This is a genomic window from Idiomarina sp. UBA3162, from assembly GCF_002364475.1.
Taxonomy (GTDB): Bacteria; Pseudomonadota; Gammaproteobacteria; order Enterobacterales; family Alteromonadaceae; genus Idiomarina.
Genome location: NZ_DEYI01000064.1, coordinates 44,302 through 69,513, shown reverse-complemented (window position 1 = coordinate 69,513; position 25,212 = coordinate 44,302). Strand labels below are relative to the sequence as shown.

The following is a 25,212-nucleotide window of genomic DNA, read 5'->3' as shown; positions in this document are numbered from 1 at the left end:
CTTGTTTGACAGATTTAACGCTTATCGCTGTACCAATTTACCGGACACTCATATTGATCGACCTGATCGACAACACCCAACGTGAGTGCGAACAGTGCCATCCGAATTAGGACACCATTGTCGGCTTGTCTGAATATCGCTAAATTCGGATTTTGGTTCAGATCATTATCTAATTCGTTTGCTTCCGAGCGTGAATCACGCGGTAACGGGTGCATGATGACGGTATTAGGCTTGTAGTGCTTAGTGTAAATATCTTGGTTTAACCGAAAGCGACCACGATACTGATCCGCATCTTGTGGCGACGCGAATCGCTCTTGCTGGATCCGCGTTTGATAAACGATATCCGCATCGACGATACCTTCCATCGTTTCTGTAATATGGAACGCATGACCTGCATTGTCGAGTGCGTCGAGCACTGACGTTGGCATCGATAACTCGCGTGGTGATATCAAAGTAAAGCGGACATTTTTGTACATGGTTAACAGTTTTGATAGCGAGTGCACTGTACGTCCATATTTGAGATCGCCGATCATACAAATGTGCATGTTATCGATAGTTTGGCCATGATAAGCCAGTTCTTTCTCTATGGTATACAAATCGAGCAAAGCTTGGGTTGGGTGCTCATTGGCGCCATCGCCACCATTAATCACCGGAACACGGCTGCCCTCGGAAAATTCAGCGACTGAACCTGATTTAGGGTGTCGCATTGCGATAACATCGCTGTAGCTACTCAATACGCGGGCTGTATCGTAAAGTGATTCGCCTTTAGCAATGGCTGAGCTCTCCATACCAGTCGTTTCGCGTACTTCACCACCGAGCAAGTTGAATGCCGTACCAAAGCTGACCCGCGTACGTGTTGAAGGCTCAAAAAATAAGTTACCAAGGATAGCGCCCTCAAGCACTTTCGTACGCTTTTGACGTCGTGCGTAGGGTTGCATTTTATCCGCAACGGAGAAAATGTATTCGACACTGTCGCGATCAAATTGGTTGACCGAGAGGATGTTGGAGCCGGTGAAATTCATATCTTATTAAGCCCTTTGCCAGCGGAAGTCACTGGACGCTCAGTATACCAGATATTGACTGCAAAAAAATCAGAACGGCTTGACGATCGCTAAAATGACGATGGCAAATAGTAATAGTACGGGGAATTCGTTAAACACCCGATAAAAGCGATGGCTGCGCTTATTACGATTATTTTTAAAGTCACTCAATAATTTAAAACAATACCCGTGATAGCCATACAGTAACGCGACCAGTACAAGTTTAACGTGCAGCCAACCGGATGCGGCGACCCATGCGCTGCCATACATCACCATCAAGGTAATACCAAAAACCAGCGTTAAAATAGCAAAAGGCGTGACAAAAAAGAGCAGTTTTCGCTCCATCACTTTAAATTGGTCATCGACCGCGGGTTGATTGGTCATCGCGTGATATACAAATAAACGCGGCAAATAAAATATCCCGGCAAACCATGCCACCATAAAAATAACGTGTAAGGCTTTAATCCAAAGCAAAGTGGACATAATGGGTACAACTCCTATTAAGCAAGTTCTCGTTGCAGAGCACGACGCACGATTTCCCAGGTGATAATACCGCAGGGCTCGCCATTATCTTGATCAAAAATATACACAGCACCTCGACGTTGACCACTGAGCTCATCCCATACTTCAGATAACGTCGAAGTGACTTTAAGACCTTTAATGGGCATGTAATTGAGAGAAGGGCTGTCGCCTGCACCAATATCGTAAGTCACGATACGGTATTGTGGCAGGTTGTCTTCATCGACATTCATTACGATGACGGTTTGATTGCTCGCTTTCTCTAGTACATCTAACAGCTCATTTTGGGTCGGTTCGAGCAATAATTTAAATTGTGTCTCCATGACGTGTTCGACACCCGTTTTTTGCAATGCGACCGCCACAGGGGGAATTTGATAAGGCAGATCTTGTAATTCTAACTGTGCAATAAAAACAGACTTTGACCTAAACAACTGGGATGAAATCAAATACGCAGGGACGATCACCAACATGGCCGGCACGATAATTTCAACACTGCCTGAGAGCTCCACGATGGCGAGTAGAGCGGCCATGGGCGCGTGAATACATGCTGCCAGTATACCCGCCATGCCGAGCAAAATATAAGAATCTAAATGTTCAGCCCCAATCAACTGATATTGCACGAGGATATTAACAAATAGTGCTGCGACCGCTGCGCCTACACCAAATGCGGCACCGATTAATCCACCTGGCGTTCCCATACCAAGAGCGATGGCACTTGCCACGAGCTTGGCTAATAGCAACGTAAGTAAAACAGCTTGCTGATCTTGAAATTGAACGACTTGTTGGATGGTGGATAGACCCGGACCCAAACTACTCGGGATGATCACGGCAAGAAATGCGGTAATGAGTCCTGCGAATAGCAGTCGGGTGAGCATGGCCGTGTCTTTTACTGTATCCATGACATCTAACATGAGTTTCTTAAATAAGACCCCGACAATCCCAACTGCTACGCCCAACAATATGACAAAACCGAACTGCGACTCAGGTAGTTCTTGACCTTTTAATAGGGTGAGCTCTGTCGCAGGACCGAAAATTTGATCGGTAATTATCGAGCCGGCGACCGCAGCGAGCATAACGGGAATAAAGATATGCACTTTATATTCGCGTAATACGACCTCCATCACCAATACCATCGCTGCGAGGGGGGTATTGAAAGAAGCGGCTATCGCGGCCGCAATCCCGCACGCAGCGAGCGTCCGGACGGCATTTTTAGGGGTATCAATATGATACCCTAACCAAGTACTTGCGGCTGCGCCTAAATGCACCGCAGGTCCTTCGCGGCCGACACTATAACCTGCAACGAGTGCGATGATGCCGCCAAAAAACTGATTGACCGTACTGCGCCACGGTAGCATGCCATATTGCTGCTTCATGCGATGAATAACGTAAGGAATGCCAAGGCGAACCCGTTTCGCCCGTGACAGTTTAAATAAAACGAAGAGCGCCAGTGCAGCACCGACAGGTAGGGCAAAACGAGAAAAAGTCGGTAAAGGCTGTTGCCAGTGAGTCACATTCCCGACAAGATAGGCACTTTGATCGATAGCAAATCGAAAAACGACAATGAACAATGCGGCAGCGATACCTCCGAGTAAGCCTAGTACGCAGATCGCGACAGTCGTTGTCGGGGCAGCGAGTTGTTTACGCGCCTTTTTAATTATCGCTTGCCGAGAAAATTGCATGTTCTATGGTCCTACACGCAGCTAACCGTTTGGTTTGTCAGTCTTATTATCTAACATACCACGATTGCTAAGAATAAACAGAAGTTAACAAATATGAAGCTTGGAAATTTGCTAAAACGACTGAAACAGCGTGTCGGCGCGCTGGCTTTCTATCTCGGTGCCATTTTGCTGCTATGTGTGAGTATTTACTTCGCTTATTGGGTCGGTGGACAGTCAGCTGAAGTTAAAGATAAAACGCTAGTACAACAGGACGAACGGCTGGACCAGCTCTACCAACAGATTGAGGCGTTGGAATATCAAACTAACGTACTGAGTGTAGAACTTGATATCGAGCGATCAGCAAATGAAGAATTGCAAGCGGAGTTATCTGAGTTACAAAATGATAACTACGCATTGCGACGTGATGTCGCCTTTTATCAGAAGATCATGGCACCGGAACTCGAGCAAGGTGGAGTGGTGATTGAGTCATTTGCGTTGACGCCTAATGCAAATAAGCGGCATTTCCACTTTTCTCTCGCCTTACTACAAATCGAACAGCGCCGACAGTTTGTGGAAGGTCATATCACCATCGAACTGCAGGCGCGAACTGGTGAAAAAACCGTTAAGCGTTACAATTTACTTGAGTTAGCGAATATTGAACCCCACCCTCATCACTTCTCAATGCGCTACTTCAGTTTGCTTGAGGGCGATTTTATTTTACCGGAGGGCGTACTTCCTGAGCACGTAGATGTTAGAGTTACGCTCACTGAGGGTGGACGAGGACAATTAGAACGTCGGTTTTACTGGACACAAAGCTTACGTCAAAACCGGTCGCTCGAATTAGAAGCGAATCAGGATTCTTGACCTCACCGCCCGATTTAAGCGAAAATTGCGTATTGAATACGCTCACCAAGGTGATGTTATGGCAGTAGAGCAAGCGATGCCGATCGAGTTCTCTGAACAAGCGGCGGCTCAAGTGAAAAAATTAATTTCCGAGGAAGAAAACCCTAACCTGAAGCTACGTGTTTATGTGACGGGGGGTGGTTGTTCGGGGTTTCAATATGGCTTTACCTTTGAAGAGCAGATAAACGCGGGCGATATGCAGATTGATAAGGATGGCGTTACACTCGTTGTTGATCCTATGAGCTTACAGTACCTAGTGGGTGGCGTTGTCGATTACGAAGAAGGTCTGCAAGGCTCGCGCTTTTTCGTTAATAACCCCAATGCAACGACCACCTGTGGTTGCGGCTCAAGCTTCTCAATATAACGAATAGGCTGAATTCATTTCAGCCTTTAGGTAGAATGCTCCCATCCATTCCGATTTGAGGGAGTATTATGAGTTTATACGCAAAGCATTTAGAAACGGTAACGCAGCGCTTTGATAAAGCGTTAGAAGACAATCAGTTTGAGTCTGTATTAGTTTATGCAGGCCAGCCGCGCGTTGCCTTTTTAGATGACAACCCTGCACCTTATAAAGTTAATCCCCTATTTAAGTACTGGGTGCCGGTGCTCGAAAGCCCTAAAAGTGCTGTGTTTTATAAAAAAGGTACCGGTAAGCCTACCGTTTACTTATTTCAAGCACGCGACTTCTGGCACTCGCAGGCCAAAATTCCAGAAGAAGATTGGCAACAACACGTTGATTTGAAAATCATCGATAGTTTGGATGCCATGGTCGCCGATCTTGGCGATGGACTTGAGAAGTCTGCATTTATTGGCGAAGACTTTGCTGAACCTGTCTGTAACTGGAATGTTAAAGCACGCAATCCACAAAGCTTAATTGACCACTTGCACTTTCATCGCGCGATTAAAACCGAGTGGGAAGTGAACAACCTACGTGAAGCCAATAAGCTTGCTGCTAAAGCGCATGTGGCAGCTAAAGAAGCCTTCTATGCGGGCAAAAGTGAACTTGAAATTCATGCGGACTACTTAGCCGCCATGAACTTCCGCGAGTCTCAGGTTCCTTACAACAGTATTGTCGCATTAAATGAACATCCTGCTATCTTGCACTATGATGTTTACGATACTGAAGCGCCGGCTGTGAGCCGTTCATTTTTGATTGATGCGGGTTCGTTGTATAAGGGCTACTGTGCAGATATCACGCGTACGTACGCAAAAGAAGAAGGTTTCTATGCCGATCTCATTAATGCCGTCGATGCTGCACAACAAGAACTTCTGACGGAAATCAAACCCGGCGTGAGCTATTACGACTTGCACGTGTCCATGCACCATAAAATCGCAGCGATTCTCGAGCAGTTTGAGTTCATCACTATTGACGCAGCGTCAGCTTATGAAAAGGGCATCACCAGTGCCTTTATGCCACATGGTTTAGGGCACTTTATTGGGTTACAAGTACATGATGTCGGTGGCTTCTTGAAGAATGATAAAGGTGATAGTTACCCGCGTAACGAACGTCATCCATTTTTGCGCTTGCTTCGCGATGTGGAAGTAGGGCAAGTGTTTACTATTGAGCCGGGCTTATACGTTGTGGATCAGTTGCTGGAGGAGTTCGATGGTAGCTCAGATATCAACTGGCAGCGTGTGGATGAGCTTCGTCCATACGGTGGTGTACGAATCGAGGACAGTATTGTGGTTGGCGAAAGCGACAACGAGAATTTGACGCGCGATGCGTTTAAAGCTCTCGGTGCTGAGTAATACTAAGCGTTAACCCGCTTTCCTAAAACGGCCAGTTGACTCGCCCCAGTTACAGCGGGCAGGTTAGCTGGCTTTTTATTGTCAAAACACCAACCCAACCAAGCAAAAGCCATCGCCTCAACGTGCTGAGGATCGACACCGTACTCAGCGCTGTCAGCGACTGTAACTTGATCGGGCAAGCATTGTGCGATGCGTTCTAACAAAAACGAATTAAATGCACCACCACCACATATAATTAACTTATCGGGGCATTTGGGAAGCCACTGAAAGCTGTTTGCTACGCTTTTTGCGGTCAGTTCGACGAGTGTGCGTTGCACATCTTGTGGACGGTAGTGCTCATCAATAAACGAGTCTAACCAGGCTAAATTAAAGTGTTCTCGGCCACTACTCTTGGGGGGTGAAATGCTAAAAAAGGCGTCGTTGAGTAACCTATTCAGTAGCTCGATGTTCACCTTGCCCTGTTGAGCCCACTGACCGTGGTCATCAAAACGTTGTCCTTGGTGGCGTTCGATCCACTGATCGAGCAAGGTGTTTGCAGGACCTGTATCAAATCCAATAGCAGTACCACTTTGGGCATCTAAATAGCTGATGTTAGCGATACCACCGAGATTTAACACGGCTATCGGCGTTTGAGCCGTATCGGCAAAAATAAACTGATGAAAAGCAGGTACTAACGGTGCTCCTTGGCCGCCTAATGCTAAATCTCGTGCTCGAAAATCGAAAATAACCGGTATGCCGACTCGGGCTGATAACCAATCGGCATCATTGAGCTGTATACTGTAACCAATATCGTTGCGCTGCTTAGGAGGCGCATGCCAGAGGGTCTGACCATGACTGGCAACGGCAGTGATTGCCTCGGGCGAGATCTGAGTGTTTTCTAGCAGTTGCAAGGTCACCTCTGCACATAACGCTGCGTATTCTCGGGCGAGGTTTTGATAATCGGTAACGGATAAGTCAGGACGACAAGCGTGTTCGAGCCGACTTTTTAGTTCGTCTGGAATGGATACTGCGTGTGCATTAATAAATTGAACTTCATCGGGCTTGATGTCGCACAACACGGCATCGATTGCATCCATGCTGGTGCCGGACATCAAGCCGATATATAAGCTCATTAGCGCATAGCCAGGTAGATTCGCTTGTTGTCGTTGAGTACGGCGACCAGCTGTTGGGCATGCGTTCTAAATGCCGGTAGCTCTGACTCTGAAAGCGACTTAGCTTTAGGTAATTCCACTGTGCGCGGGTTACGGTGCGTACCGTTAACCAAAAACTCGTAATGCAAATGCGCGCCAGTCACGCGCCCCGTTGAACCCACACGTCCAATGATCTGACCCTGTGATACACGATCACCCGTTTTGACGTGTTTACGACTCAAGTGCAGGTACTTGGTGACGTAGCGCTCACCGTGTTGAATAAAAACATAGTTACCATTAAGCGAGTTGTAGCTGGCTTTGATAACTTTTCCATCACCTGCGGACATGACTGGTGTTCCCACCGCGGCCACGTAGTCTGTCCCGTTATGAGGACGCACCCGACCCGTAACAGGGTGTAAGCGACGCGGGTTAAAGTTAGAACTTACATACGTAAAGTTGACCGGCGAGCGTAAGAACGTTTTCCGCATTGCACGGCCTTCTGGCGTGTAATAACGACCATTCTCAGTATTCAAAACTGCTTGGAACAACTCGCCTTGGTTAACAAATTCAGCAGCTAAAATCTTGCCGTAACCGACGAACTCACCGTCGACAAACTCACGCTCGAAAAGCACGCTAAATTCATCGCCCTTACGAAGATCTAAAGCAAAGTCGATATCCCAGCCAAAAATATTTGCCACGCTCATGATTTGGTTATCGGTCATGCCGGCACCCATTGCGGCATTCCAAAAGCTACTATCGATAACTGCATGAGCGAACTCGGTACGAGTTTCGACTTCACGTGTTTCAATTTCAGACACAAAGTCATCATTTTGTCGGGTGATAATGAGTGTTTGTAGACCACTGATATGATGAACCAACTGCACCAATTCATCGTTGTCATCTGTCGCAATACGCAGCTCATCGCCCGGGTGCATGTTGCGTAGCTTTTTAGCTTCATCGCCCGAGTTAGTAACTCGATATAATTGTTGCGCTGAAAAGCCGAGGGTATCGAATATTTTCGCTAAACTGTCACCACTTTTGACAACGTAGGTTTGCCAGAACAGCTCAGGTTGTTGGTTGTCGACCTGCTGTTCCGGTTCAAATACCAGCTCAAGCTGATAGCGTTGTCCGGGTAGGAGCTCTTCAGGTTTAGTGCTATTTTTTGAGGCAGTCGCCTGCTCTGTCGGCACAAACAGCAATAAGAATAACAGCGCGCTCACAGAGCTAATAAGCACTCTATGAGAACGCGGTAAATCAACAATAAATTGTTTGATTTTGTGTACTACTTGAACATTCATTTGGGTGCGCACTTCGTTATTTGGTTAAACATCGCCCAAAGCGATTTTCTTGAGGATAATATGAAAAATTCAAGAATACCAGTATTAAAGAGGTTAAAACAGGGCTATAAATGGCGTAAACTAGCACTTTTACACTTTATTCACGACGTAGGAGATTGGCTCAATGACCCCTCAGGTGGCCGAAGCTTTAGCAGAAATTACACGCGGTGCCGATGAAGTCCTTATCGAGAGTGAACTTGCTGAGAAGCTAGAGCAGGGTAAACCTCTGATTATCAAGGCTGGCTTTGATCCGACAGCACCGGATTTACACTTAGGCCACACGGTCTTAATTAATAAACTGCGGGTATTTCAGGATTATGGTCACAAAGTGATTTTCCTGATCGGTGATTTCACTGGCATGATTGGGGACCCTACGGGTAAGAATGTTACACGTAAGCCTCTCACCCGAGAGGACGTGTTGGCTAATGCTGAAACTTATAAAGAACAGGTTTTTAAAATTCTCGATCCGGCGAAAACAGAGATTCGCTTTAACTCAGAATGGATGAACAACCTTGGTGCAGACGGAATGATCAAGCTCGCGGCACGTCAGACCGTGGCCCGTATGTTAGAACGCGATGACTTTAAAAAGCGTTACCAAGCCAATCAATCGATCGCTATTCATGAGTTCCTTTATCCGCTGGTGCAAGGCTGGGATTCTGTTGAACTGAAAGCCGATGTCGAAATGGGCGGAACCGACCAGCGCTTTAACCTGTTGATGGGACGTGAACTGCAGAAAGAAGAGGGTCAGCGCCCGCAAACGGTCATCATGATGCCGCTACTCGAAGGGCTCGACGGTGTTCAAAAAATGTCAAAGTCGCTGAATAACTATATTGGTATCACCGAGCCAGCCAATGAAATGTTTGGTAAAGTGATGTCAGTATCGGATGAGCTTATGTGGCGTTATTTCGAGTTACTGAGTTTCCGGCCATTAGAGCAAATCGAGGACTTCAAACAACAAGTCGCTAATGGGGAAAATCCGCGTAATATAAAAGTATTGCTCGCTAAGGAAATCATTGCACGCTTCCACAACGAGGAAGCAGCGGATAAGGCCGAGCAGGACTTTATTCAACGCTTCCAGAAAAATGCGATTCCGGACGATATCGAAGAAGTAGAGGTTGAAGCAGGCGATCAAGGTATTGCGATCGGTAATGCATTGAAAGCGGCTGGTTTGGTGTCATCGACATCGGATGCGATGCGCATGATTAAACAGTCGGCGGTTAAGCGCGATGGTGAGAAAATCACTGATACCAAACTGATGTGCACCAAAGAAGATTCAGGTGTATATCAAGTCGGAAAGCGCAAATTTGCTAAAATTATCTTTGTTTAATTCGCGATGGCGATAAAAAAAGGCTTGCCCAGAAGGCAAGCCTTTTTTGTGTGCGAGCACCTAATTTAAACGGTGAAGCTCTTAATGGAGTCTTGTAACTCATCCGCCAACTTAGCGACCTCATTAGAGGCTTGCGCAGTTTGTTTAGAACCCGACGCAGTTTGCTCTGCAATCGAGACAATCGCTTCAAGGCGTTCACTGATGTCGTGAGCCGTGCGGCTTTGCTCTTGTGCCGCGCTGGCAATGTGGTTACTGCTATCAGCTGCTTGGTGAACCGATTCGGTAATAGCATTCAATGCTGAGGCTGCGTCATCCGTCTGCTGTACGCTTTGCTCAGCTTGTGCACGACCACGTTCCATAACCTCAACCGCGCGTTGAGAGTCGGTCTGAAGTGATTCGATCATACTTTGGATCTCTTCGGTTGACTCTTGTGTCCGGCTTGCCAAGGTCCGTACTTCATCGGCAACCACCGCAAACCCGCGACCTTGCTCGCCTGCACGTGCCGCTTCAATTGCCGCGTTAAGCGCCAATAAGTTGGTCTGGTCTGCAATGCCCCGGATAACATCCAAAATGCCACCGATGTTTTTGCTGTTTTCCGAAAGCTGGTTAATAACCGACGATGCACCTTCGATTTCTTTTGCCAATTGTTCAATCGTTGAACGGTTTTGCTCAGAAATGCCCCGTACACGCTTGGCCTCCTGATCAGAGTGTTGAATCTCTGCCAGAGCTTGGTCAGCACCGCTCGCCATCTCGCTTGCTGTACTGTTCATTTCCTGAGTGGCCGTCGCGACTTGCTCGATCTGGCTACGTTGTTCTTCTATAGAGCGCGTGGTTTGGTCTGATACGCTCGAAGACTCTTCCGCGGCAGTCGCGAGCTGAGTTGCACGGTTAGCAATACCCTCAATCAATTTGCGCAGGTTGTCAGTGAGCTTGTTGGTATTTTCGGCCAATGTGCCAAACTCGTCCTGTGAGTCATAAGAGACACGCTCAGTTAGGTTACCTTCGGCCATGATATTGAGCATGTGGTTAACTTTGCTGAGTGGGTTGCTGATACTGCGTACTGTTATCCACGATATGATCACGGCTAATGCGATAGAGACCACAGTCAGAATACTGTTGATCCAGCTAGAAGTAGAAATAGAAGACTCAACGTTAGTACGGGTCTCGTCCGCAATGTTGCGCACTGCCGCTTGCAACTCGTTTGCAAGCTCGATTAAACCATCTAACTCCTGTTTTGACTTAGCGAGTGTTTGCTCTTCCGTCGCACGTGTTTTTAGGCGGTTCACGATATTATCAGGATAAGAACCTGCACCTTGAAGGTTGCCGAGCGCTCCGCGGATAAGTTCAAGCCCATCGGTGACCAATTGCTCGGTATCAGCGGTTGCAGCGGACTCCAGACTTTCTAAGCGAGGGCGTAATGAATCGATGTTAATACCAATTTCGCTTTGAATCACTTCGGCACGGTCAATCGCATCAGCTTTACTAAGGTCATACATGAGTGTGACCAGTGAGGATAAAGACGACTCTATTGAGCGAGCAAGCTGTTTTACTTCGGGAACCTCTGACATATCAGAGGTGTCTAGCATCATAATAGAAGCGTCGTCGATATTGAATGCGATTTGGTCTAACTGATCGTTCGCCGTTTGCTCGAGTTCAAGGTATTTACGTTGTTGAGCAAACAACGTATCAATCGAGTCTACATAGCGGCTCGCATCGGCTTCAAGCTGCTCAACCAGTTTGGAGTAGCCCTCACCCCGAATCAAGCTCATGGTTTCATCTAAGGACGTTGAGAATTGTTGACGCGTGCTATCGAAACTCTTTGTATGAGTGTTCAATTGGTCAATGGTTTCATCGTAATAGGTCTCGCTTTGCAAGGCGCCTAACTGAAGTACATCCACTTTGAGTCCGGCAACGCTCTCGAGTGCTGGAACGGCTTTATCATTAAGACGTTCAACCGATGAGCCTATGCTGTTGATATTGAACAACGAACTCAAGCTGATAACGAGCAAAAGCAAGGTAATAAGCGCGAAGCCACCAATAACCCGCATTGCGACAGTAATTTTCATAAGACAATCCTCAGCATCGCTATAACTACGATTGGGATTGGGACGGTTGTGTGTAGTATCTTTGTTGTTCTAAATGAAACAGCGTCATGTACTGACCCCATACGCAACCGGTGTCCAACCCAACATATTTCGTGTTTTGAGTTTCTCCCATCAGTGCTGCCCAATGTCCGAAGACAACACGCTCACTCCTCTGGGACAATTCAAACCATGGTTTCCACTGAGCATCCGTGTCTTGTTGTGGATGGTTTTTACGGCGAAAATCCAGTTCACCGGTATCGCTGCAATAGCGCATGCGCGTAAACGCATTGATTATAAATCGGTATCGGTCAAATCCGCTGAGACTTGAGCACCAATTGTTTGGTTGATTAGAAAACATGTGTTCAACCAAGCTTGGCATCGCATCACTTTTGAGTGATTGCGTAACTTCTGATGCCAATGTTTTGGCTTGCGCGGTAGACCAAAAAGGATAAATACCTGCATGACTCAATAACGTATTGTGCTGCTCGAAATGATGCAGCAAGGGCTGCTCTCGTATCCAGTCGATATAGTCTAAGCGACGGGTAGATGAGACGATCGCATTGAGTTTGTCTTTAGGGTTAACTTCACGTGAGCCCATTAACACAGCGAGCAAGTTCAGATCGTGGTTACCTAGCACGGTATTAACCGCGGCACCGCTATCTACAAAAAAATCTAAAGCAGCCTTAGAGTCCGGACCTCTAGCAACAATATCTCCGACGCACCATAGTGAATCCGTTTTGCTGGAGAAGCCGACTTCATCAAGAAGCTCCATTAGCTCTGCGTAACAGCCTTGGATATCGCCAACTAAATAGGTCGCCATTACACTAGTGGATAATATTTGGAATAGCTAGGCGAAATGACGGAATAGCTACTTTGAACTGTTCGCCGTGCTCAGAGAGCATTACATAATGGCCTTCCATCATCCCAACGGGGGTCGCTATCACAGTGCCGCTGGTGTATGTGAACGAGTCACCTGGGGTGATGCACGGTTGTTGACCAATAACGCCTTCGCCTGCGACTCGAGTTACTTTACCCTCTGCGTCGGTAATGCGCCACTCGCGGCTTTTCAGGGTAACGTCATGAGCAGCATTGTTGCTGATGGTAATGGTATACGAAAACACGTACTGACCCTGGCTCGGGTTTGATTGTGCCGCGATATATTGTGTAGTAACTTCGATTTGAACCTGTGTTTTTACCGTCATAGGGACTTCTGGTTATCCGTCAGCCAATCAGAGATTCGACAATAGTCTGCAACCGAAAGTGTCTCGGGACGAGCACTTGGGTTTATTCCGAGTGTTTCTAATTGCGTATCATCAATGAGCTTTTTGAGATTGTTTCTAATTGTTTTACGTCTTTGATTAAAAGCTGTCAAACACAATGATTGTAATTGACTGACGTCTTTAACTGGATGAGGACTCACAGAATAAGGACGCAGCCTAACCACCGCGGACTCTACCTTGGGTGGCGGTGTAAATGCCTCGGGCGGTACATCCAGTACCTTTTGTACCTCGCAACGCTGTTGCACACTGACGCTGATGCGGCCATAGGTCTTACTGCCAGGCTCCGCTGTTAAGCGATCCACAACTTCTTTTTGCAGCATGAAGTGCATATCTTCAACATGATCACTGAACTGTAGTAAATGAAATATTAGTGGTGTGGAGATATTGTACGGTAAGTTGCCAAAGACGCGTAGCTTATGTTCGGGAGAAGCGAACTCTTTAAAGTCGACTTTCATGGCATCAGCGCGAATCACTTCTAAGTGTTTGCTGAGAAACGGATGCGACTCTAAACGATCCGCCAGATCACGGTCGAGTTCGACTACACGTAAATGCTCACAGCGCTCAGCAACAGGTTCCGTCAAGGCCGCAAGACCGGGTCCAATTTCAACTAGGTTTTCGCCATTCAGCGGATGAATCGCATCGACGATCGATTCAATGATGTTCTCGTCATTTAAAAAGTTTTGACCAAACCGCTTACGCGCTCGGTGCCCTAAGTGAGTTTTGCTCATAGTTTTGAGTTATTTACCATATCAATTGCTGTCTGAATCGCGAGCTGACAACTGCCCGGATTAATGTCTGGGCTGCCCGCCATATCCAAAGCAGTGCCGTGATCCACTGATGTGCGGATATAAGGCAGTCCTAAGGTGATGTTCACGGCTTTACCAAAGCCCTTATACTTTAACACAGGCAGCCCTTGATCGTGATACATAGCAACAACCGCCGAAGCTGATTCTAAGTATTTAGGCTGAAATAATGTATCAGCAGGGTAAGGGCCCGAGACGTGCATACCATCTCTTTGAAGTTTTCTGATTACTGGCGCAATAATGGCTTCGTCCTCGTGACCGAGATGTCCACCTTCACCCGCATGCGGATTTAAACCACACACTAATATATTGGGTTCCTGCTCACCAAATTTCTGCTTCAAATCATCATGTAAAATACTGATGATTTTCTCCACGCGCTCCGCTGTGATGGCTTTTGCCACGTACGCAAGAGGAATGTGAGTGGTTACTAGCGCTACGCGAAGTCCCTCTGTTGCAAGCATCATAACAACGTCAGACCGGTCGGCCTTGTTAGCAAAGAACTCAGTATGACCTGAAAAAGCGACACCCGCTTCATTAATAATGCCTTTATGTACGGGGCCGGTAACGATAGCGTCAAATTCTCCAGTTAAGTTGCCATCAGATGCAATCGTTAGGGTTTCTACGACATATTGACCGTTGGCAACATTTAACTCACCAGCAATAGCCGGCGTGGCCAGCGGAACATGTTTAATAAACAGCTGACCAGGCTGCATGGGTGAGGTAGGTCGAGTCCCGTCGTAGGGCACCAAAGTCAATGGTAAGTTGAGTTCCGTCGCTCGCTGTTTCAGCAAGTCGCTATCGGCTATGGCAACAATATCCGCATTCCAATCCTGTTGCGCGATCATTACGGCTAAATCGGGGCCAACCCCGGCGGGTTCGCCGGGGGTAAAGGCAAGCAGTGGACGCATGTTACTTAGCTACTACGCGAACGTATGCACGATCACGCATTTCTTGGCGCCAGGTGTCGACTTCCTCACGATACTTACGAGAGAACAGCATTTGATAAGCTTTGTCTCGCTTACTTTCTTGCGTCGCGTCAAGGGTACGACGATCCATCACTTCGACAATGTGCCAACCAAATTGAGTCCGGAAAGGCTCGCTGATGACGCCCTTCTCAAGTGTACTGACTTGTTGTTTGAACTCTTCAGCGTAACGATCAGGACGTGACCAACCTAGGTCACCACCTCGTGATGCAGAGCCCGGATCGGCAGAGTGCTCCTTAGCAAGTTCAGCAAAGGTCTTCTCGCCATCCATGATTTGCTGACGAAACTCGCTTAGCATCTCTTTTGCTTTATTATCCGACAAAATCACTGATGGCTTGATGAGAATATGACGTGCTTCAACTTCTTGCACTTCAACAACTTGTTCACCACGTTTATCCGCGACACGTAAGATATGGAACCCGACGCCACTGCGGATAGGACCGATGATCTCGCCTTTGCCTTTACCTTTGACAACTTCAGCAAACAGCGTTGGCATCGTGTTTTCAGTCATCCAACCTAAGTCACCGCCGTCCAAGGCATTTGAGCCTGATGAAGAGCGGATAGCCAGTTGCGAAAAGTCATCACCTTCGTTTAAACGGTCGATGACGGCTTCCGCTCGACGTTTAGCCGCTTCTTGCTTTTCACTCGACGCCTCAGAATCAACGCCAATCAAGATCTGCTGCAAACGGTACTCGGTAGGTGACGAGTTATTTTGTTCAATTAGATTAACTAAGTTTTCGACTTCTTGCGGCGTAACCGATACGCGACGTTGTACCGAGGCACGCTCAACCTGACTGGTGATAATTTCAGTTTTAATCTGTTCACGGAAAGCTGGCCAACTTTGGCCCGATGCAACCGTGGTCTCACGCAACTCATCAACACTCATACCACGGTCTTGTGCAACACGTGAGATTGCTTGATCGAGTTGTGCTTCAGATACCTCGATACCCATACGTTCAGCCATCTGCAGTTGCAGTTCTTGCTGAATTAATCGCTCGGTTGCTTGGGTACGCAACACTTCGTCCGAGGGTGCATTAGCCGCTGAAAAGTTGTCTGATTGTTTGACTTGTTTTATTAACTGCTCAATCTGGCTTTCCAAAATGACACCATCATCAACGATAACGGCTACGCGGTCTAACACTTGCTGTGCTTGAGCCACCGTTGCTGTTACGCACATCATCAAAGCGATGCTGATTGAAGTGCTGAATTTAACTAACTGTTTCATTATTTGTACCACTAGTTACTTAAGTAAAAAGGTCGTCTGTAGCCGTAAATGCTTTTTTCAAGCATTTCGATAAGACTGCTTCCGTCGCTTGAAAGGCCGCTGATAATAAACTGTAAGCTGACACCATTGTCAAACTCTGGTGCCGCAAATGTGTTTTGCATCATGCCAGCGTTAGCGGTGCCAGCCATTGCCGGTTCAAGATTAAGGTTAATACGACGATACGCACTAACTCTTAATGCCCAGCAACAACTGCTATATTGAACACCTAAAATAGCGTCGTTAGTACGACTATTAACTAAATCGTAGTAAACGTTGGCTGCGACCTGCCATTGATTGTTAATTTCCCAAACCGCTTGCGCCCCGACTTGCTCAATATCGCTGTTCAAGATATTCGTTGCTTTGCGATGATTAATCTGGACGAGGTTTTTATTATCAAAACGATACTCTACAGCGGTCTGACTCTTTCTCGTCTGGTTTAGTTCCGTGTCGTACTGTATTGCGCTTTTCACACTCCAGTTGGGTGTTATCGCCCAAGTTAAGTCGGCAACCCATTCGGTATTGCTCGAAGTGCGCGCGGTGTTCTGTTCCAACAGTTCGGTACGGCTTTCATCAAAATAGTAGATTTGACCAAACGCAAAGCGTAACAACTCACGTTCACGCTGATCAAAGATACTTGTGGTGGCACCATAGGTGATCTGGTTGGCTTCTGCAATGCGATCTAAGCCCGAGTATCGCTGCGCCCGGAAAAGACCATAATAGTCATCTTGCATCAAGGTTGTATCGTAAATGCCAATATCTGACTGGTCTTCGTACGGTACATATAGATACTGAACTTGAGGTACTAAAGTTTGGCGATACGATCCGTCGTCACCATCAAAAAAGCGCTCAAGGTGCAAACGACCGCGAAGTCGTGCGCGTGGAAGCGAGCGTGAGACTGAATCTGACAACTCAGTGCTCGGGCGCTCCTGACGATAGTGCGTGTAGAGATAGGAAAATTCGGCTTCACCATCATAAGCTGGCGCTTCGACCGAATAACTTAAGCTCGGCTCAAGGTGCGCACGCGTTGCGTATTGATTAGCGTCATCTTGGTTTTGAAAGTAAGTGAGCTCGCTTTCGACAGCCCAATTAATCCCCGTATAGCTACCTTGGTCGTAACGCATCGATAGTTGCGGGAGGGTTCGGAACGGGCTTTGATACTGGCCGAGCAACTCATAATCTTCAGTGCGTATACGGGCAAAGAAATTGTCGTTCAAGTAATCTACTTGTGCGACACGGTACAAGTGTGTGTCCGCTCTACCTGCAAAATCGCTCCCAAAGTCATTGAGGTAGTTATCATCAGAAATCTGAGTTGCGTCGACATAGGCGCGCCAGTGATCGCCAAATTGTGCTTGCTGATCGATATGCCATAAATAACGGTCAGCATTATCGAGTCGTAGCGAATCATTTTGTAAGTATTCTAGATTAATTTGACCACCGTAATTATCAGTCAGGAATCGATACTCTGACTTCAACATCGTGCCGCGTTTACTGATATAAACAGGCGCTAAGGTGGCGTCCATGTTGGGCGCAATATTAAAGTAATAAGGCACCTCGACCTCTAAGCCATTAATAGACGAGGTGTCTATCGTCGGGTAGAGAAAGCCTGTTTTGCGTTTGTCGTTCACCGGGAAGGTAAAATACGGTAGATAAATCACCGGGATATCGAAAAGCTCAACTTTAGCACCCCAAGCCTCGCCAAAGTCTTCATCTTGGCTGATCTCAATACGATCCGCTGTGAGCTTCCAAGCGGGATCATCGGTTGGGCAGGTGGTAAAGCTCGAAGAAAACAGGTTGACATGTTGCTCTGATAAACGCAGCAACTGAGCTTGCCCCCGCGCTTGCGTACTTTTCATTCGATATTTAGTATCACGTAACTCTGCGGTTGATGACACACCGTTGTAGTTGAATGAGTTACCTTTTACTTGAATATAACCATCTGAAAACAACACGCCTTGATTGGCATCAATGGTTTGTTTTTCTTGATTAATCCGTGCAGACTCCGTGAGGAGCCATTGACCGTCCTGACGGATGCTGACGTTGCCGGTGAACAGAGCTTCGCCGTTGTTACTGACGTTCGAGTTATCTGAATGCACTAAGATGCTGCCCGGCAGTTGCTCGGAAACGTCAAATTTGGGTTCCTCGAAACTCCACTGACTATAACGCGCTGAGCACACACTCGTGAGCGCCTGCTGAGCAGAAACTGATGCGCTGAAGAGTGTAAATAAGACAGCGGATGCTTTGGCAACTTTGTAACGCAATGGCAAGATACTAATCCGTTTTTAGTTGTTAATTAATGATTAGGCATAAGCTTGGTATAATAAAGCAAATCTGCGTATTCTGCTATTTTAGTAAGATTAATTTGGCACTTATTTCGCCAAATATTGGCATAGAGAGGGGGCACTTTGGAAGATTCTCGTGAGATTGGACTGGCAGCATGGTGTGAGGCGCAGACAGGACATCCGCAATCACAACTTGAAGTGGTTTCTGGCGACGCGAGTTTTCGGCGGTATTTTCGCGCATCAGATGGTCAACGTAGTCTCATTGCGGTCGATTGTCCTCCTGATAAAGAAGATATGCGCCCATTTTTACTGGTTGCCGATGCGTACCAAGCCGCTAATATTCCTGTCCCTACGGTGCTCAATGTTGACTTGAAGCAAGGCTATATGCTGCAAACGGACTTCGGTCACACCGTGTTACTATCAAAATTACAGCAACGCAATGCGCGTCAGTACTATCAACAAGCATTAGCCATTTTGCCTCGTGTGATGCAGGTCACCGAAACTGCCGAGGGGGCTTTACCAAAGTTTGATCGAGCCTTGTTGGATCGTGAGTTGGCATTATTTAAAGATTGGCTGTTAATGCAGCATATTGATATCGACTGGAATGATCAGGACGATGAGATCTGGCAGCAATTCTGCGAGCAAATGGTCAGTAATGCATTTGCACAGCCACAAGTCGGTGTGCATCGAGACTATCACTCGCGCAACCTGATGGTGACCCCACAGGGGCTAGGCGTTATTGACTTCCAAGATGCTGTGATAGGACCGATGACCTACGATGCGGTCTCGCTGTTGCGTGATTGCTATATCGAGTGGCCAGACGATTTAGTCAGTGAACTTGCTGAGCAATTGAGAGTCGACTTACAAGCGACTGGGCAGTTAGCATCAGACGTTACGCCTCAACAATGGCAACATTGGTTTGATTGGATGGGACTCCAGCGGCACACCAAGGCAGCGGGTATTTTTGCTCGACTCGCACATAGAGATGATAAAGCAGGCTACTTAAAGGACGTGCCTCGTACTTTGGGATATTTACAAAAAGTAAGTGCCAAGTATGCTCAGCTTAATGAATATCACCACTGGTTAACGCAACGTATTATTCCCGCGTGGGAGCAAGCATGAAGGCGATGATTTTAGCGGCAGGGCGTGGAAAGCGGATGCAGCCGTTAACCAACTTAACACCGAAACCACTGTTAAAAGTCGCCGGTAAACCACTCATTGAACACATTATTGAGAAACTGGTCGACGCCGGGATTACCGAGATTGTGATTAATCATGCTTGGTTAGGCGATCAACTTGAAAACAGCTTAGGTGATGGCTCACGCTGGGGCGTTAAGATCGACTATTCACCCGAGCCGGAGGGCGGTTTAGAAACCGCTGGGGGTATAATCAAAGCGTTGCCTTTACTCGGCCGTGATCCCTTTTGGGTAATCAACGGTGATATCTTTATCGACGCTGACTTACGTGACTTACCAACAGAACTCGCGTCTGGTGACTTGGCTCACTTAATGCTTGTAGAAAACCCTGAACATAACCCAAAAGGTGATTTTGCATTGAAGGACGGGCGTGTGAGTGAAAAAAAACCAGAGGACGACGGTTACACTTTTGCAGGTATTGGACTTTATTCGCCCGAACTTTTCGCCGACTATGCAGCGGGCTTTCGGCCTCTCAAGCCTTTGTTGGTGCACGCGATGAGTAAGCAACAAGTGTCCGCCTGTGTATTAAAGGGACGTTGGACCGATGTGGGAACACCCGCTCGATTAAGTCAATTAAACCAAGAAGTAGAGGACAAACAATGATTTGGGGAAAGGTGATTGGCGGGTTGGCTGGCTACCTATTTTTAAGATTGCCAGGTGCTATTATCGGCGTACTGATTGGTCATTGGTTCGACCGAGGAATGGCGCAAGACTTTGCTAGTCGAGGTGGTTTTGGTCAATTCATGTACGGCAAACGGGATGCAGGGAAAGACGCATTGTTTCTTTATACCTTATTCGCCGTCATGGGTCACCTTGCTAAAGCAAAAGGACGAGTAACCGAGCGTGATATCGCACAAGCCTCAGAATTGATGAAACGCTTTAGACTCGATGCTGAAGCCAAAGAAGAAGCGCAAGAAGCGTTTCGTGAAGGCAAGCAGTCGACTTTTCCAGTGAATGACACGATGAAGCGTTTCCGCGAATCATTCTACGGTAATCGCGAAGTCTCTCAGCTGTTTATGGAGCAGTTGATGGCATTGGCGCTCAATGACGGCGTATTAGATCGCGCTGAACATGAGGTGCTTATCAACGTTGGTAAGGCATTGGGCTTCCGACGGTTTCAAATTGACCAGTGGTTAGCCATGCAGAAAGCGGCTTTTCGCTTTCATCAGCATCGCCAGCAAGGTGGTACAGGAAAACAACAGTCAAAGCCGTCGCGGAATGAGTTGCAGGATGCTTACGAGGTACTGGGTGTGAAAGCCGAACAGCCCGATGCAGAAATAAAAAAGGCATACCGTAAGCTAATGGCGCGTCACCATCCTGATAAGTTAGCTTCAAAGGGGTTACCCGAGCATGTGATGAAGGAAGCACAGAAGCGAGCTCAAGATATTCAGCAGGCTTACGAGGTTATAAAAAAGCACCGCGATATGCGTTAATGACTAAAACCCCTGAAACTTGAGCCATCCTTTTATAACACTGTGCAGTTCATGAGTCGCTTCGGGCACTTGGGTGAGTAAAACCCGAGGACGATAGCTAAGTTGTTGGTATTTGTTGCTCATGGTCTTATGCATGGGCCATTGTGCAGTAACCCAACGGTTCGCTGACGCTGTCTTTATGTCTAAAACCGGAAAGGGCAGTTTTGCTATTTCGGTGCTTAACAACTCGTTCAGGCGTAGCTGTGGGATGTAGACATCGACCAGAATGACAGCGTCGGGAGCGGCAGAAGCGTTTTGTTTAATCCAATCAAGCCAGAGCGCGCCGCTGATACCTTCAACTATCCACACTGTAAATCCCGGTTGTTCGCTTACCTTGTCATATATTGCGTCAAGGCGCTTAAACAGTAAGTTGCGATAAGGTTGAAGCGCATTCTCGTCGGGTTGGTAATAACCTAAGTCAGCGTTGTAATGGCCCAAAGAGTCGGGCTCAATCAGCGTCTCAGGTGGCGTAATAGCCCAGCTGCGCCAACCCATTTCTGCGGCTTGATGATAGCTCGATTTAATCAACGGTGACTGAAGCGGGTGTAGCCCCCAGGCAGGAAGTGCAACAAACTGTCCTCGCTCGAAGCTTTTTAATGGCTCGCGCTGTAGCGCTAAATACGACACATCATTGGTTTCAGAATCGGTCAACCAAACGACTTCGTGAGGAGGGACAAAACGGGCACGGTCATCCTGTCCGTAGCAAACCGCAGACCCTAACACGACCACTAGGCATATGACGAATCGAAGTATGTTCATACACCTTTATCGTCAGCAGTGGTCAAGTCTTTAGGTGTTTAACCAAATGGACTGGGGCTGCTAAAAGTGACCGGTTGTTCTGTGAGCGGATGAGCTATCTTCAACTCAAATGCGTGTAGTAATAATCGCTCGGCGGCATCGAATGCTGCGGAGTGAGCGTAAAACTTATCACCTAGAATAGGACAGTCCAACGCGAGCATATGCACGCGTAGTTGATGCGAACGACCCGTATGTGGAGACAGCTTAACTAAGCTAGTTTGCGACTGTTGCGCTAATACTTGATAAAACGTTTGGCTCGCCTTGCCGTTAACAAAGTCGACTTGTTGTTTAGGTCGGTTTGGCCAGTCACAGCTGAGAGGCAAATCGATGCAACCATGATTGCCCGGCAAATGCCCCCATACCTTGGCGAGATAGGTTTTTTGTGTTGTGCGTTGTTGAAACTGTTTGCTGAGATGGCTTTGTGACGCTTTACCGAGTGCAAATACCATCACACCCGAGGTCGCCATATCCAGCCGATGTACGACTCGTATCTCTGGAAAAATACGTGCTAAGCGCGTGTACATTGAATCCCTGTGTTCGATCGCTTTGCCAGGTACGCTCAGTATTCCCGCTGGTTTATCGACCACAACCAACGCATTATCTCGATATATTATCTTGAGATAAGGGTCGGTTGGTGGCTGATAATGAAGTAACGCCATTAATGGTGATTAACCAAAATACGCACTGCAAACAATGAAAGCTGCGGTTGCTCAAGTGCTTCTAACAACGTTTGCTTGCGCAGTTCGATGGCACGAATTTCAGAGTCACGTACCGAAGGATTGCGCTGCTTAAGCTTGGTCAAACGATCAAGTTCCTTTCCTAAACTTTCGTTAATACGCGTGCGAATTGCAGCACTTTGTTCCACAAGCCATGCCTCAGCAGAACTGCGCGCGACCTCCAAATGCGACTTAGTCACGTCACGCAGTTGTTTTAATATCTGACGCGAGGTTTTTTTATCCATAAAGTCAGCCTGCTTGGTTAACGCATCGCGAGGCACTTTGCTGGTCAATTCGCGTCCTTGGCTATCGAGCAGTATACGGTGGTTTTGCAGTGGGAAGAACTCCTGTGCTACCGCATTCTGAGGCGCGTTAATGTGCGCGCTAAAGTCTACTTCCATGAACCAAGCCCCCTCTGGAAGGGCTTTGTTATTCAGCTTAGTCACGCACACGCTACCGAAGTCTTGCTGAGTCACGATATCCAAAGCTTCTTGCACATGCGGATGATCCCAACTTAAGAATTCGACGTCCTCGTAATTAAGTGCGGTGGTGCGGTCAAAGGTGATAGTCATCCCTTCTTCTTGCAAGCCCGGAATGGCCTCGACACGCATATGCTCGCTTGGTTTGACGAAGGTTCGCGTCTCGTCGAGTTCCTCGGCGTCAATTCCAAAGCGTTCCCAAAACGTGGTCATAAACTCGCTCAGGTGCGCTGTATCGCTCGTTTCCTCGATTGCCGAAATAACGGCTTCGGCCTGTTGGGGGCGACACGCATTCAATTCTTGTAGCTTATCGCGCCCTTTTTCGACTTCACTCATTAACTGCTGATGAAGCTCGGCGCTCTGCTGCAGTATCTCTTGCGGGAGCGGTTGGCAACTGAGTAACGACTTTTTAATTGGTTGAGCAAACTCATCGTACATGCGCCGACCCACCGGGTTGCATTGTTCGAATGCATTCATCGTGTGATACCACGGCAGTAAAATACCTTCGTCGGAATCCTCTAAGTACGGCAAGTAAATTTGGATGTCTTGAGTCTGTCCGATACGATCAAGCCGACCAATGCGCTGCTCCAATAAGTCTGGATTCCCAGGTAAATCAAAGAGAACAAGCTGATGTACAAATTGGAAGTTACGACCTTCACTGCCAATCTCCGAACATAATAGAATTGGACTACCGTTATCGTCGTCGGCAAAAAATTCAGCAGCGCGGTCGCGCTCAAGTAATGACATCCCTTCGTGGAATACAGCAGCGTTAATCCCTTCGAGCACACGCAATGCTTCAGCGAGCTCATTCACCGTTTTCGCGCTGTGACAAATAAGCAATGTTTTGTCATCACGGTTACTTTTTATATGATCGATAAGCCAGGTAACACGCGGGTCGCCTAACCACCAAGGCTCACGCATGTCATCCTCGGGTTCAGGTAATTTTACCGAATGAAAATGGCGTGCCGGGAATCCGCCTACATTTTGGCGACGGTTTCTAAACATCACTCGTCCAGTACCGTGCTCATCAAGGAGTTCGTCTAATGCCTCACCGCTCAGGTTATTTGCTTGCTCGGCGAGTTCGCGATAGTGGGTTTGCTCTTCTTCGAACGCGTTGAAATCGTTAAAGCGGTCTGGATCAAGTAACTGCAGACGCTTAAAGTGACCTTCGTTACCTTCTTGCTCAGGGGTTGCTGTCAATAACAATAAACCGGGGATGGCTTTCGCTAGTTGAGCAAAGTGCTCATAGCCTGGTGTGTTGTCATTAAGGTGATGGGCTTCGTCGACCACCAACATGTCGAACTCGGCCCCCATGAGTGCGTCATGCCACTGCTCATCGTGTAGGATCTTGTTGTTGATAATCACTAATTGTTCAGTAGAAAATGGATTATCACTATCGAGTTGCGCTTCTCGGATTCTGGCTTCATCAAATACACTGAAATCGAGTGCGAAACGGCGCCTCATTTCAACTAACCATTGGTGACGAAGGCTGTCAGGAACCGCTACGAGCACGCGCCGACTGCGTCCAGTAACATGCTGGCGCTTGATAATCATGCCGGCCTCAATGGTCTTACCAAGACCGACTTCGTCAGCGAGCATGACGCGTGGATGATAGCGGTTGGCTACGGTGGAAGCGACATAGCATTGGTGCGGTAACAAATTGACTCGCGCACCGAGTAAGCCGGTAACGGTACTTTGTTGCCATTGAGCAAGTTGTTGTTGACCTTGCATGCGCAGAAGATAGAGATCGTGTCGGTCGGCTTGACCGGCAATAAAGCGAGTTAAAGCTGGATTGGTGTCTATTTGATGGGCCAACTGAGACTCTGGCACCATCACTTCTTCACCTGAATCCAAGCGCTCACCAAAATAAATGGCTAAGCCTTGGTGTTCTTTTGCCTCGGTGACTACAAAACGCCACTGGTCAGCGTGTGTTGCTTCTTGTCCTTCATTCAGCACAAATCGAGCGAGCGGTGCGTCGGATTTAGCGTACATTCGTGTTTCACCCGTGCTGGGGAACATCACGGACACCTGGCGTCCATCCACGGCTGTGACTACGCCAAGGCCTAAATCTGTTTCAGTTTCGCTTAACCAACGTTGCCCTAAACTAAACTCGCTCACTTCGTCCTTCCTATGCGCTAACTTTAAAGGTCGGCAATAGTAATGGGGAGATTAGAAAAAAACAATGCGACTGTCAT

General features: G+C 47.4%; 22 protein-coding genes. 7 read left to right on the top strand and 15 right to left on the bottom strand.

Features of this window, described 5'->3' with window-relative positions:
* Nucleotides 1-14: 14 nt before the first annotated feature.
* The 3 genes from B2X00_RS08200 to B2X00_RS08190 form a co-directional block, all read right to left on the bottom strand.
* Nucleotides 15-1,022 carry an aspartate carbamoyltransferase gene (locus B2X00_RS08200; protein WP_290487100.1) on the bottom strand — a complete coding sequence of 336 codons (1,008 nt, stop codon included), beginning with the start codon at nucleotides 1,020-1,022 and terminating at the stop codon, nucleotides 15-17.
* Between the two features lie 69 nt (nucleotides 1,023-1,091).
* A complete protein-coding gene (gene hemJ / locus B2X00_RS08195; RefSeq protein WP_290487099.1) occupies nucleotides 1,092-1,523 on the bottom strand; it encodes a protoporphyrinogen oxidase HemJ in 432 nt (143 codons plus the stop codon).
* 17 nt (nucleotides 1,524-1,540) lie between these two features.
* Nucleotides 1,541-3,238: a chloride channel protein gene (locus B2X00_RS08190; RefSeq protein WP_290487098.1), complete on the bottom strand. Its 1,698-nt coding sequence runs from the start codon at nucleotides 3,236-3,238 to the stop codon at nucleotides 1,541-1,543.
* 93 nt (nucleotides 3,239-3,331) lie between these two features.
* Here B2X00_RS08190 and B2X00_RS08185 point away from each other — a divergent pair, with 93 nt between their 5' ends.
* From B2X00_RS08185 to pepQ, 3 genes are all read left to right on the top strand, one after another.
* A complete protein-coding gene (locus tag B2X00_RS08185; RefSeq protein WP_290487097.1) occupies nucleotides 3,332-4,081 on the top strand; it encodes a DUF6776 family protein in 750 nt (249 codons plus the stop codon).
* 58 nt (nucleotides 4,082-4,139) lie between these two features.
* Complete coding sequence (gene erpA / locus B2X00_RS08180; RefSeq protein ID WP_071464244.1) at nucleotides 4,140-4,484, top strand: iron-sulfur cluster insertion protein ErpA; 345 nt, start codon at nucleotides 4,140-4,142, stop codon at nucleotides 4,482-4,484.
* Nucleotides 4,485-4,552: 68 nt separating this feature from the next.
* On the top strand, nucleotides 4,553-5,869 hold the full coding sequence (pepQ, locus tag B2X00_RS08175; protein ID WP_290487096.1) for a Xaa-Pro dipeptidase: 1,317 nt from the start codon (nucleotides 4,553-4,555) through the stop codon (nucleotides 5,867-5,869).
* A gap of 2 nt (nucleotides 5,870-5,871) precedes the next feature.
* On the opposite strand, the gene B2X00_RS08170 is transcribed toward pepQ, so the two are convergent.
* Together B2X00_RS08170 and B2X00_RS08165 are read right to left on the bottom strand one after the other, a co-directional pair.
* A complete protein-coding gene (locus B2X00_RS08170) occupies nucleotides 5,872-6,981 on the bottom strand; it encodes an anhydro-N-acetylmuramic acid kinase (protein WP_290487095.1) in 1,110 nt (369 codons plus the stop codon).
* A complete protein-coding gene (locus B2X00_RS08165) occupies nucleotides 6,981-8,297 on the bottom strand; it encodes a peptidoglycan DD-metalloendopeptidase family protein (protein WP_290487094.1) in 1,317 nt (438 codons plus the stop codon). Before B2X00_RS08165 ends, B2X00_RS08170 begins: the two co-directional genes overlap by 1 nt.
* Before the next feature lie 163 nt (nucleotides 8,298-8,460).
* Here B2X00_RS08165 and tyrS point away from each other — a divergent pair, with 163 nt between their 5' ends.
* Entirely contained in the window at nucleotides 8,461-9,663 is a 1,203-nt protein-coding gene (gene tyrS, locus B2X00_RS08160; RefSeq protein ID WP_290487093.1) for a tyrosine--tRNA ligase, read from the top strand.
* A gap of 65 nt (nucleotides 9,664-9,728) precedes the next feature.
* Here tyrS and B2X00_RS08155 read toward each other — a convergent pair whose 3' ends face one another.
* From B2X00_RS08155 to B2X00_RS08125, 7 genes are read right to left on the bottom strand one after another with little or no spacing between them, the layout of a single operon-like run.
* Nucleotides 9,729-11,729 carry a methyl-accepting chemotaxis protein gene (locus tag B2X00_RS08155; RefSeq protein ID WP_290487092.1) on the bottom strand — a complete coding sequence of 667 codons (2,001 nt, stop codon included), beginning with the start codon at nucleotides 11,727-11,729 and terminating at the stop codon, nucleotides 9,729-9,731.
* Between the two features lie 25 nt (nucleotides 11,730-11,754).
* Nucleotides 11,755-12,567, bottom strand: coding sequence for a symmetrical bis(5'-nucleosyl)-tetraphosphatase (locus B2X00_RS08150; protein WP_290487091.1), 813 nt, complete (start codon nucleotides 12,565-12,567; stop codon nucleotides 11,755-11,757).
* 4 nt (nucleotides 12,568-12,571) lie between these two features.
* A complete protein-coding gene (gene apaG, locus B2X00_RS08145) occupies nucleotides 12,572-12,949 on the bottom strand; it encodes a Co2+/Mg2+ efflux protein ApaG (protein ID WP_290487090.1) in 378 nt (125 codons plus the stop codon).
* The gene (gene rsmA, locus B2X00_RS08140) at nucleotides 12,946-13,755 is read right to left on the bottom strand and encodes a 16S rRNA (adenine(1518)-N(6)/adenine(1519)-N(6))-dimethyltransferase RsmA (protein WP_290487089.1); all 810 of its coding nucleotides are present in this window, start codon (nucleotides 13,753-13,755) and stop codon (nucleotides 12,946-12,948) included. The genes apaG and rsmA overlap by 4 nt, the downstream gene beginning before the upstream one ends.
* Complete coding sequence (gene pdxA / locus B2X00_RS08135) at nucleotides 13,752-14,738, bottom strand: 4-hydroxythreonine-4-phosphate dehydrogenase PdxA (RefSeq protein WP_290487088.1); 987 nt, start codon at nucleotides 14,736-14,738, stop codon at nucleotides 13,752-13,754. Before pdxA ends, rsmA begins: the two co-directional genes overlap by 4 nt.
* Nucleotide 14,739: 1 nt before the next feature.
* Nucleotides 14,740-16,038 (bottom strand): peptidylprolyl isomerase SurA, encoded by a 1,299-nt coding sequence (gene surA, locus B2X00_RS08130; protein ID WP_071464234.1) that lies wholly within the window; start codon nucleotides 16,036-16,038, stop codon nucleotides 14,740-14,742.
* A gap of 11 nt (nucleotides 16,039-16,049) precedes the next feature.
* Nucleotides 16,050-18,341 (bottom strand): LPS-assembly protein LptD, encoded by a 2,292-nt coding sequence (locus B2X00_RS08125; RefSeq protein WP_290487085.1) that lies wholly within the window; start codon nucleotides 18,339-18,341, stop codon nucleotides 16,050-16,052.
* A 138-nt stretch (nucleotides 18,342-18,479) separates the two neighbouring features.
* Here B2X00_RS08125 and B2X00_RS08120 point away from each other — a divergent pair, with 138 nt between their 5' ends.
* The 3 genes from B2X00_RS08120 to djlA are packed head-to-tail and all read left to right on the top strand — an operon-like array spanning nucleotide 18,480 to nucleotide 20,985.
* Nucleotides 18,480-19,478 (top strand): aminoglycoside phosphotransferase family protein, encoded by a 999-nt coding sequence (locus B2X00_RS08120; RefSeq protein WP_290487083.1) that lies wholly within the window; start codon nucleotides 18,480-18,482, stop codon nucleotides 19,476-19,478.
* Nucleotides 19,475-20,155, top strand: coding sequence for an N-acetylmuramate alpha-1-phosphate uridylyltransferase MurU (murU, locus tag B2X00_RS08115; protein WP_290487081.1), 681 nt, complete (start codon nucleotides 19,475-19,477; stop codon nucleotides 20,153-20,155). Before B2X00_RS08120 ends, murU begins: the two co-directional genes overlap by 4 nt.
* Nucleotides 20,152-20,985, top strand: a complete 834-nt coding sequence (gene djlA, locus B2X00_RS08110; RefSeq protein ID WP_290487076.1) for a co-chaperone DjlA — start codon at nucleotides 20,152-20,154, stop codon at nucleotides 20,983-20,985. The genes murU and djlA overlap by 4 nt, the downstream gene beginning before the upstream one ends.
* 3 nt (nucleotides 20,986-20,988) lie before the next feature.
* Here the strand turns inward: djlA and B2X00_RS08105 are convergent, their stop codons facing one another.
* From B2X00_RS08105 to rapA, 3 genes are read right to left on the bottom strand one after another with little or no spacing between them, the layout of a single operon-like run.
* On the bottom strand, nucleotides 20,989-21,783 hold the full coding sequence (locus tag B2X00_RS08105) for a DUF3530 family protein (RefSeq protein ID WP_290487074.1): 795 nt from the start codon (nucleotides 21,781-21,783) through the stop codon (nucleotides 20,989-20,991).
* Nucleotides 21,784-21,821: 38 nt separating this feature from the next.
* The gene (locus tag B2X00_RS08100; RefSeq protein WP_290487073.1) at nucleotides 21,822-22,481 is read right to left on the bottom strand and encodes a pseudouridine synthase; all 660 of its coding nucleotides are present in this window, start codon (nucleotides 22,479-22,481) and stop codon (nucleotides 21,822-21,824) included.
* Nucleotides 22,481-25,135 (bottom strand): RNA polymerase-associated protein RapA, encoded by a 2,655-nt coding sequence (gene rapA / locus B2X00_RS08095; protein WP_290487071.1) that lies wholly within the window; start codon nucleotides 25,133-25,135, stop codon nucleotides 22,481-22,483. Before rapA ends, B2X00_RS08100 begins: the two co-directional genes overlap by 1 nt.
* Nucleotides 25,136-25,212: the final 77 nt, after the last annotated feature.

Bases quoted from the DNA above. Each gene is read 5' to 3' on its own strand.
- B2X00_RS08200 (WP_290487100.1), bottom strand. From the start codon at position 1,022: ATGAATTTCACCGGCTCCAACATCCTCTCGGTCAACCAATTTGATCGC.
- hemJ (WP_290487099.1), bottom strand. From the start codon at position 1,523: ATGTCCACTTTGCTTTGGATTAAAGCCTTACACGTTATTTTTATGGTG.
- B2X00_RS08190 (WP_290487098.1), bottom strand. From the start codon at position 3,238: ATGCAATTTTCTCGGCAAGCGATAATTAAAAAGGCGCGTAAACAACTC.
- B2X00_RS08185 (WP_290487097.1), top strand. From the start codon at position 3,332: ATGAAGCTTGGAAATTTGCTAAAACGACTGAAACAGCGTGTCGGCGCG.
- erpA (WP_071464244.1), top strand. From the start codon at position 4,140: ATGGCAGTAGAGCAAGCGATGCCGATCGAGTTCTCTGAACAAGCGGCG.
- pepQ (WP_290487096.1), top strand. From the start codon at position 4,553: ATGAGTTTATACGCAAAGCATTTAGAAACGGTAACGCAGCGCTTTGAT.
- B2X00_RS08170 (WP_290487095.1), bottom strand. From the start codon at position 6,981: ATGAGCTTATATATCGGCTTGATGTCCGGCACCAGCATGGATGCAATC.
- B2X00_RS08165 (WP_290487094.1), bottom strand. From the start codon at position 8,297: ATGAATGTTCAAGTAGTACACAAAATCAAACAATTTATTGTTGATTTA.
- tyrS (WP_290487093.1), top strand. From the start codon at position 8,461: ATGACCCCTCAGGTGGCCGAAGCTTTAGCAGAAATTACACGCGGTGCC.
- B2X00_RS08155 (WP_290487092.1), bottom strand. From the start codon at position 11,729: ATGAAAATTACTGTCGCAATGCGGGTTATTGGTGGCTTCGCGCTTATT.
- B2X00_RS08150 (WP_290487091.1), bottom strand. From the start codon at position 12,567: ATGGCGACCTATTTAGTTGGCGATATCCAAGGCTGTTACGCAGAGCTA.
- apaG (WP_290487090.1), bottom strand. From the start codon at position 12,949: ATGACGGTAAAAACACAGGTTCAAATCGAAGTTACTACACAATATATC.
- rsmA (WP_290487089.1), bottom strand. From the start codon at position 13,755: ATGAGCAAAACTCACTTAGGGCACCGAGCGCGTAAGCGGTTTGGTCAA.
- pdxA (WP_290487088.1), bottom strand. From the start codon at position 14,738: ATGCGTCCACTGCTTGCCTTTACCCCCGGCGAACCCGCCGGGGTTGGC.
- surA (WP_071464234.1), bottom strand. From the start codon at position 16,038: ATGAAACAGTTAGTTAAATTCAGCACTTCAATCAGCATCGCTTTGATG.
- murU (WP_290487081.1), top strand. From the start codon at position 19,475: ATGAAGGCGATGATTTTAGCGGCAGGGCGTGGAAAGCGGATGCAGCCG.
- djlA (WP_290487076.1), top strand. From the start codon at position 20,152: ATGATTTGGGGAAAGGTGATTGGCGGGTTGGCTGGCTACCTATTTTTA.
- B2X00_RS08105 (WP_290487074.1), bottom strand. From the start codon at position 21,783: ATGAACATACTTCGATTCGTCATATGCCTAGTGGTCGTGTTAGGGTCT.
- B2X00_RS08100 (WP_290487073.1), bottom strand. From the start codon at position 22,481: ATGGCGTTACTTCATTATCAGCCACCAACCGACCCTTATCTCAAGATA.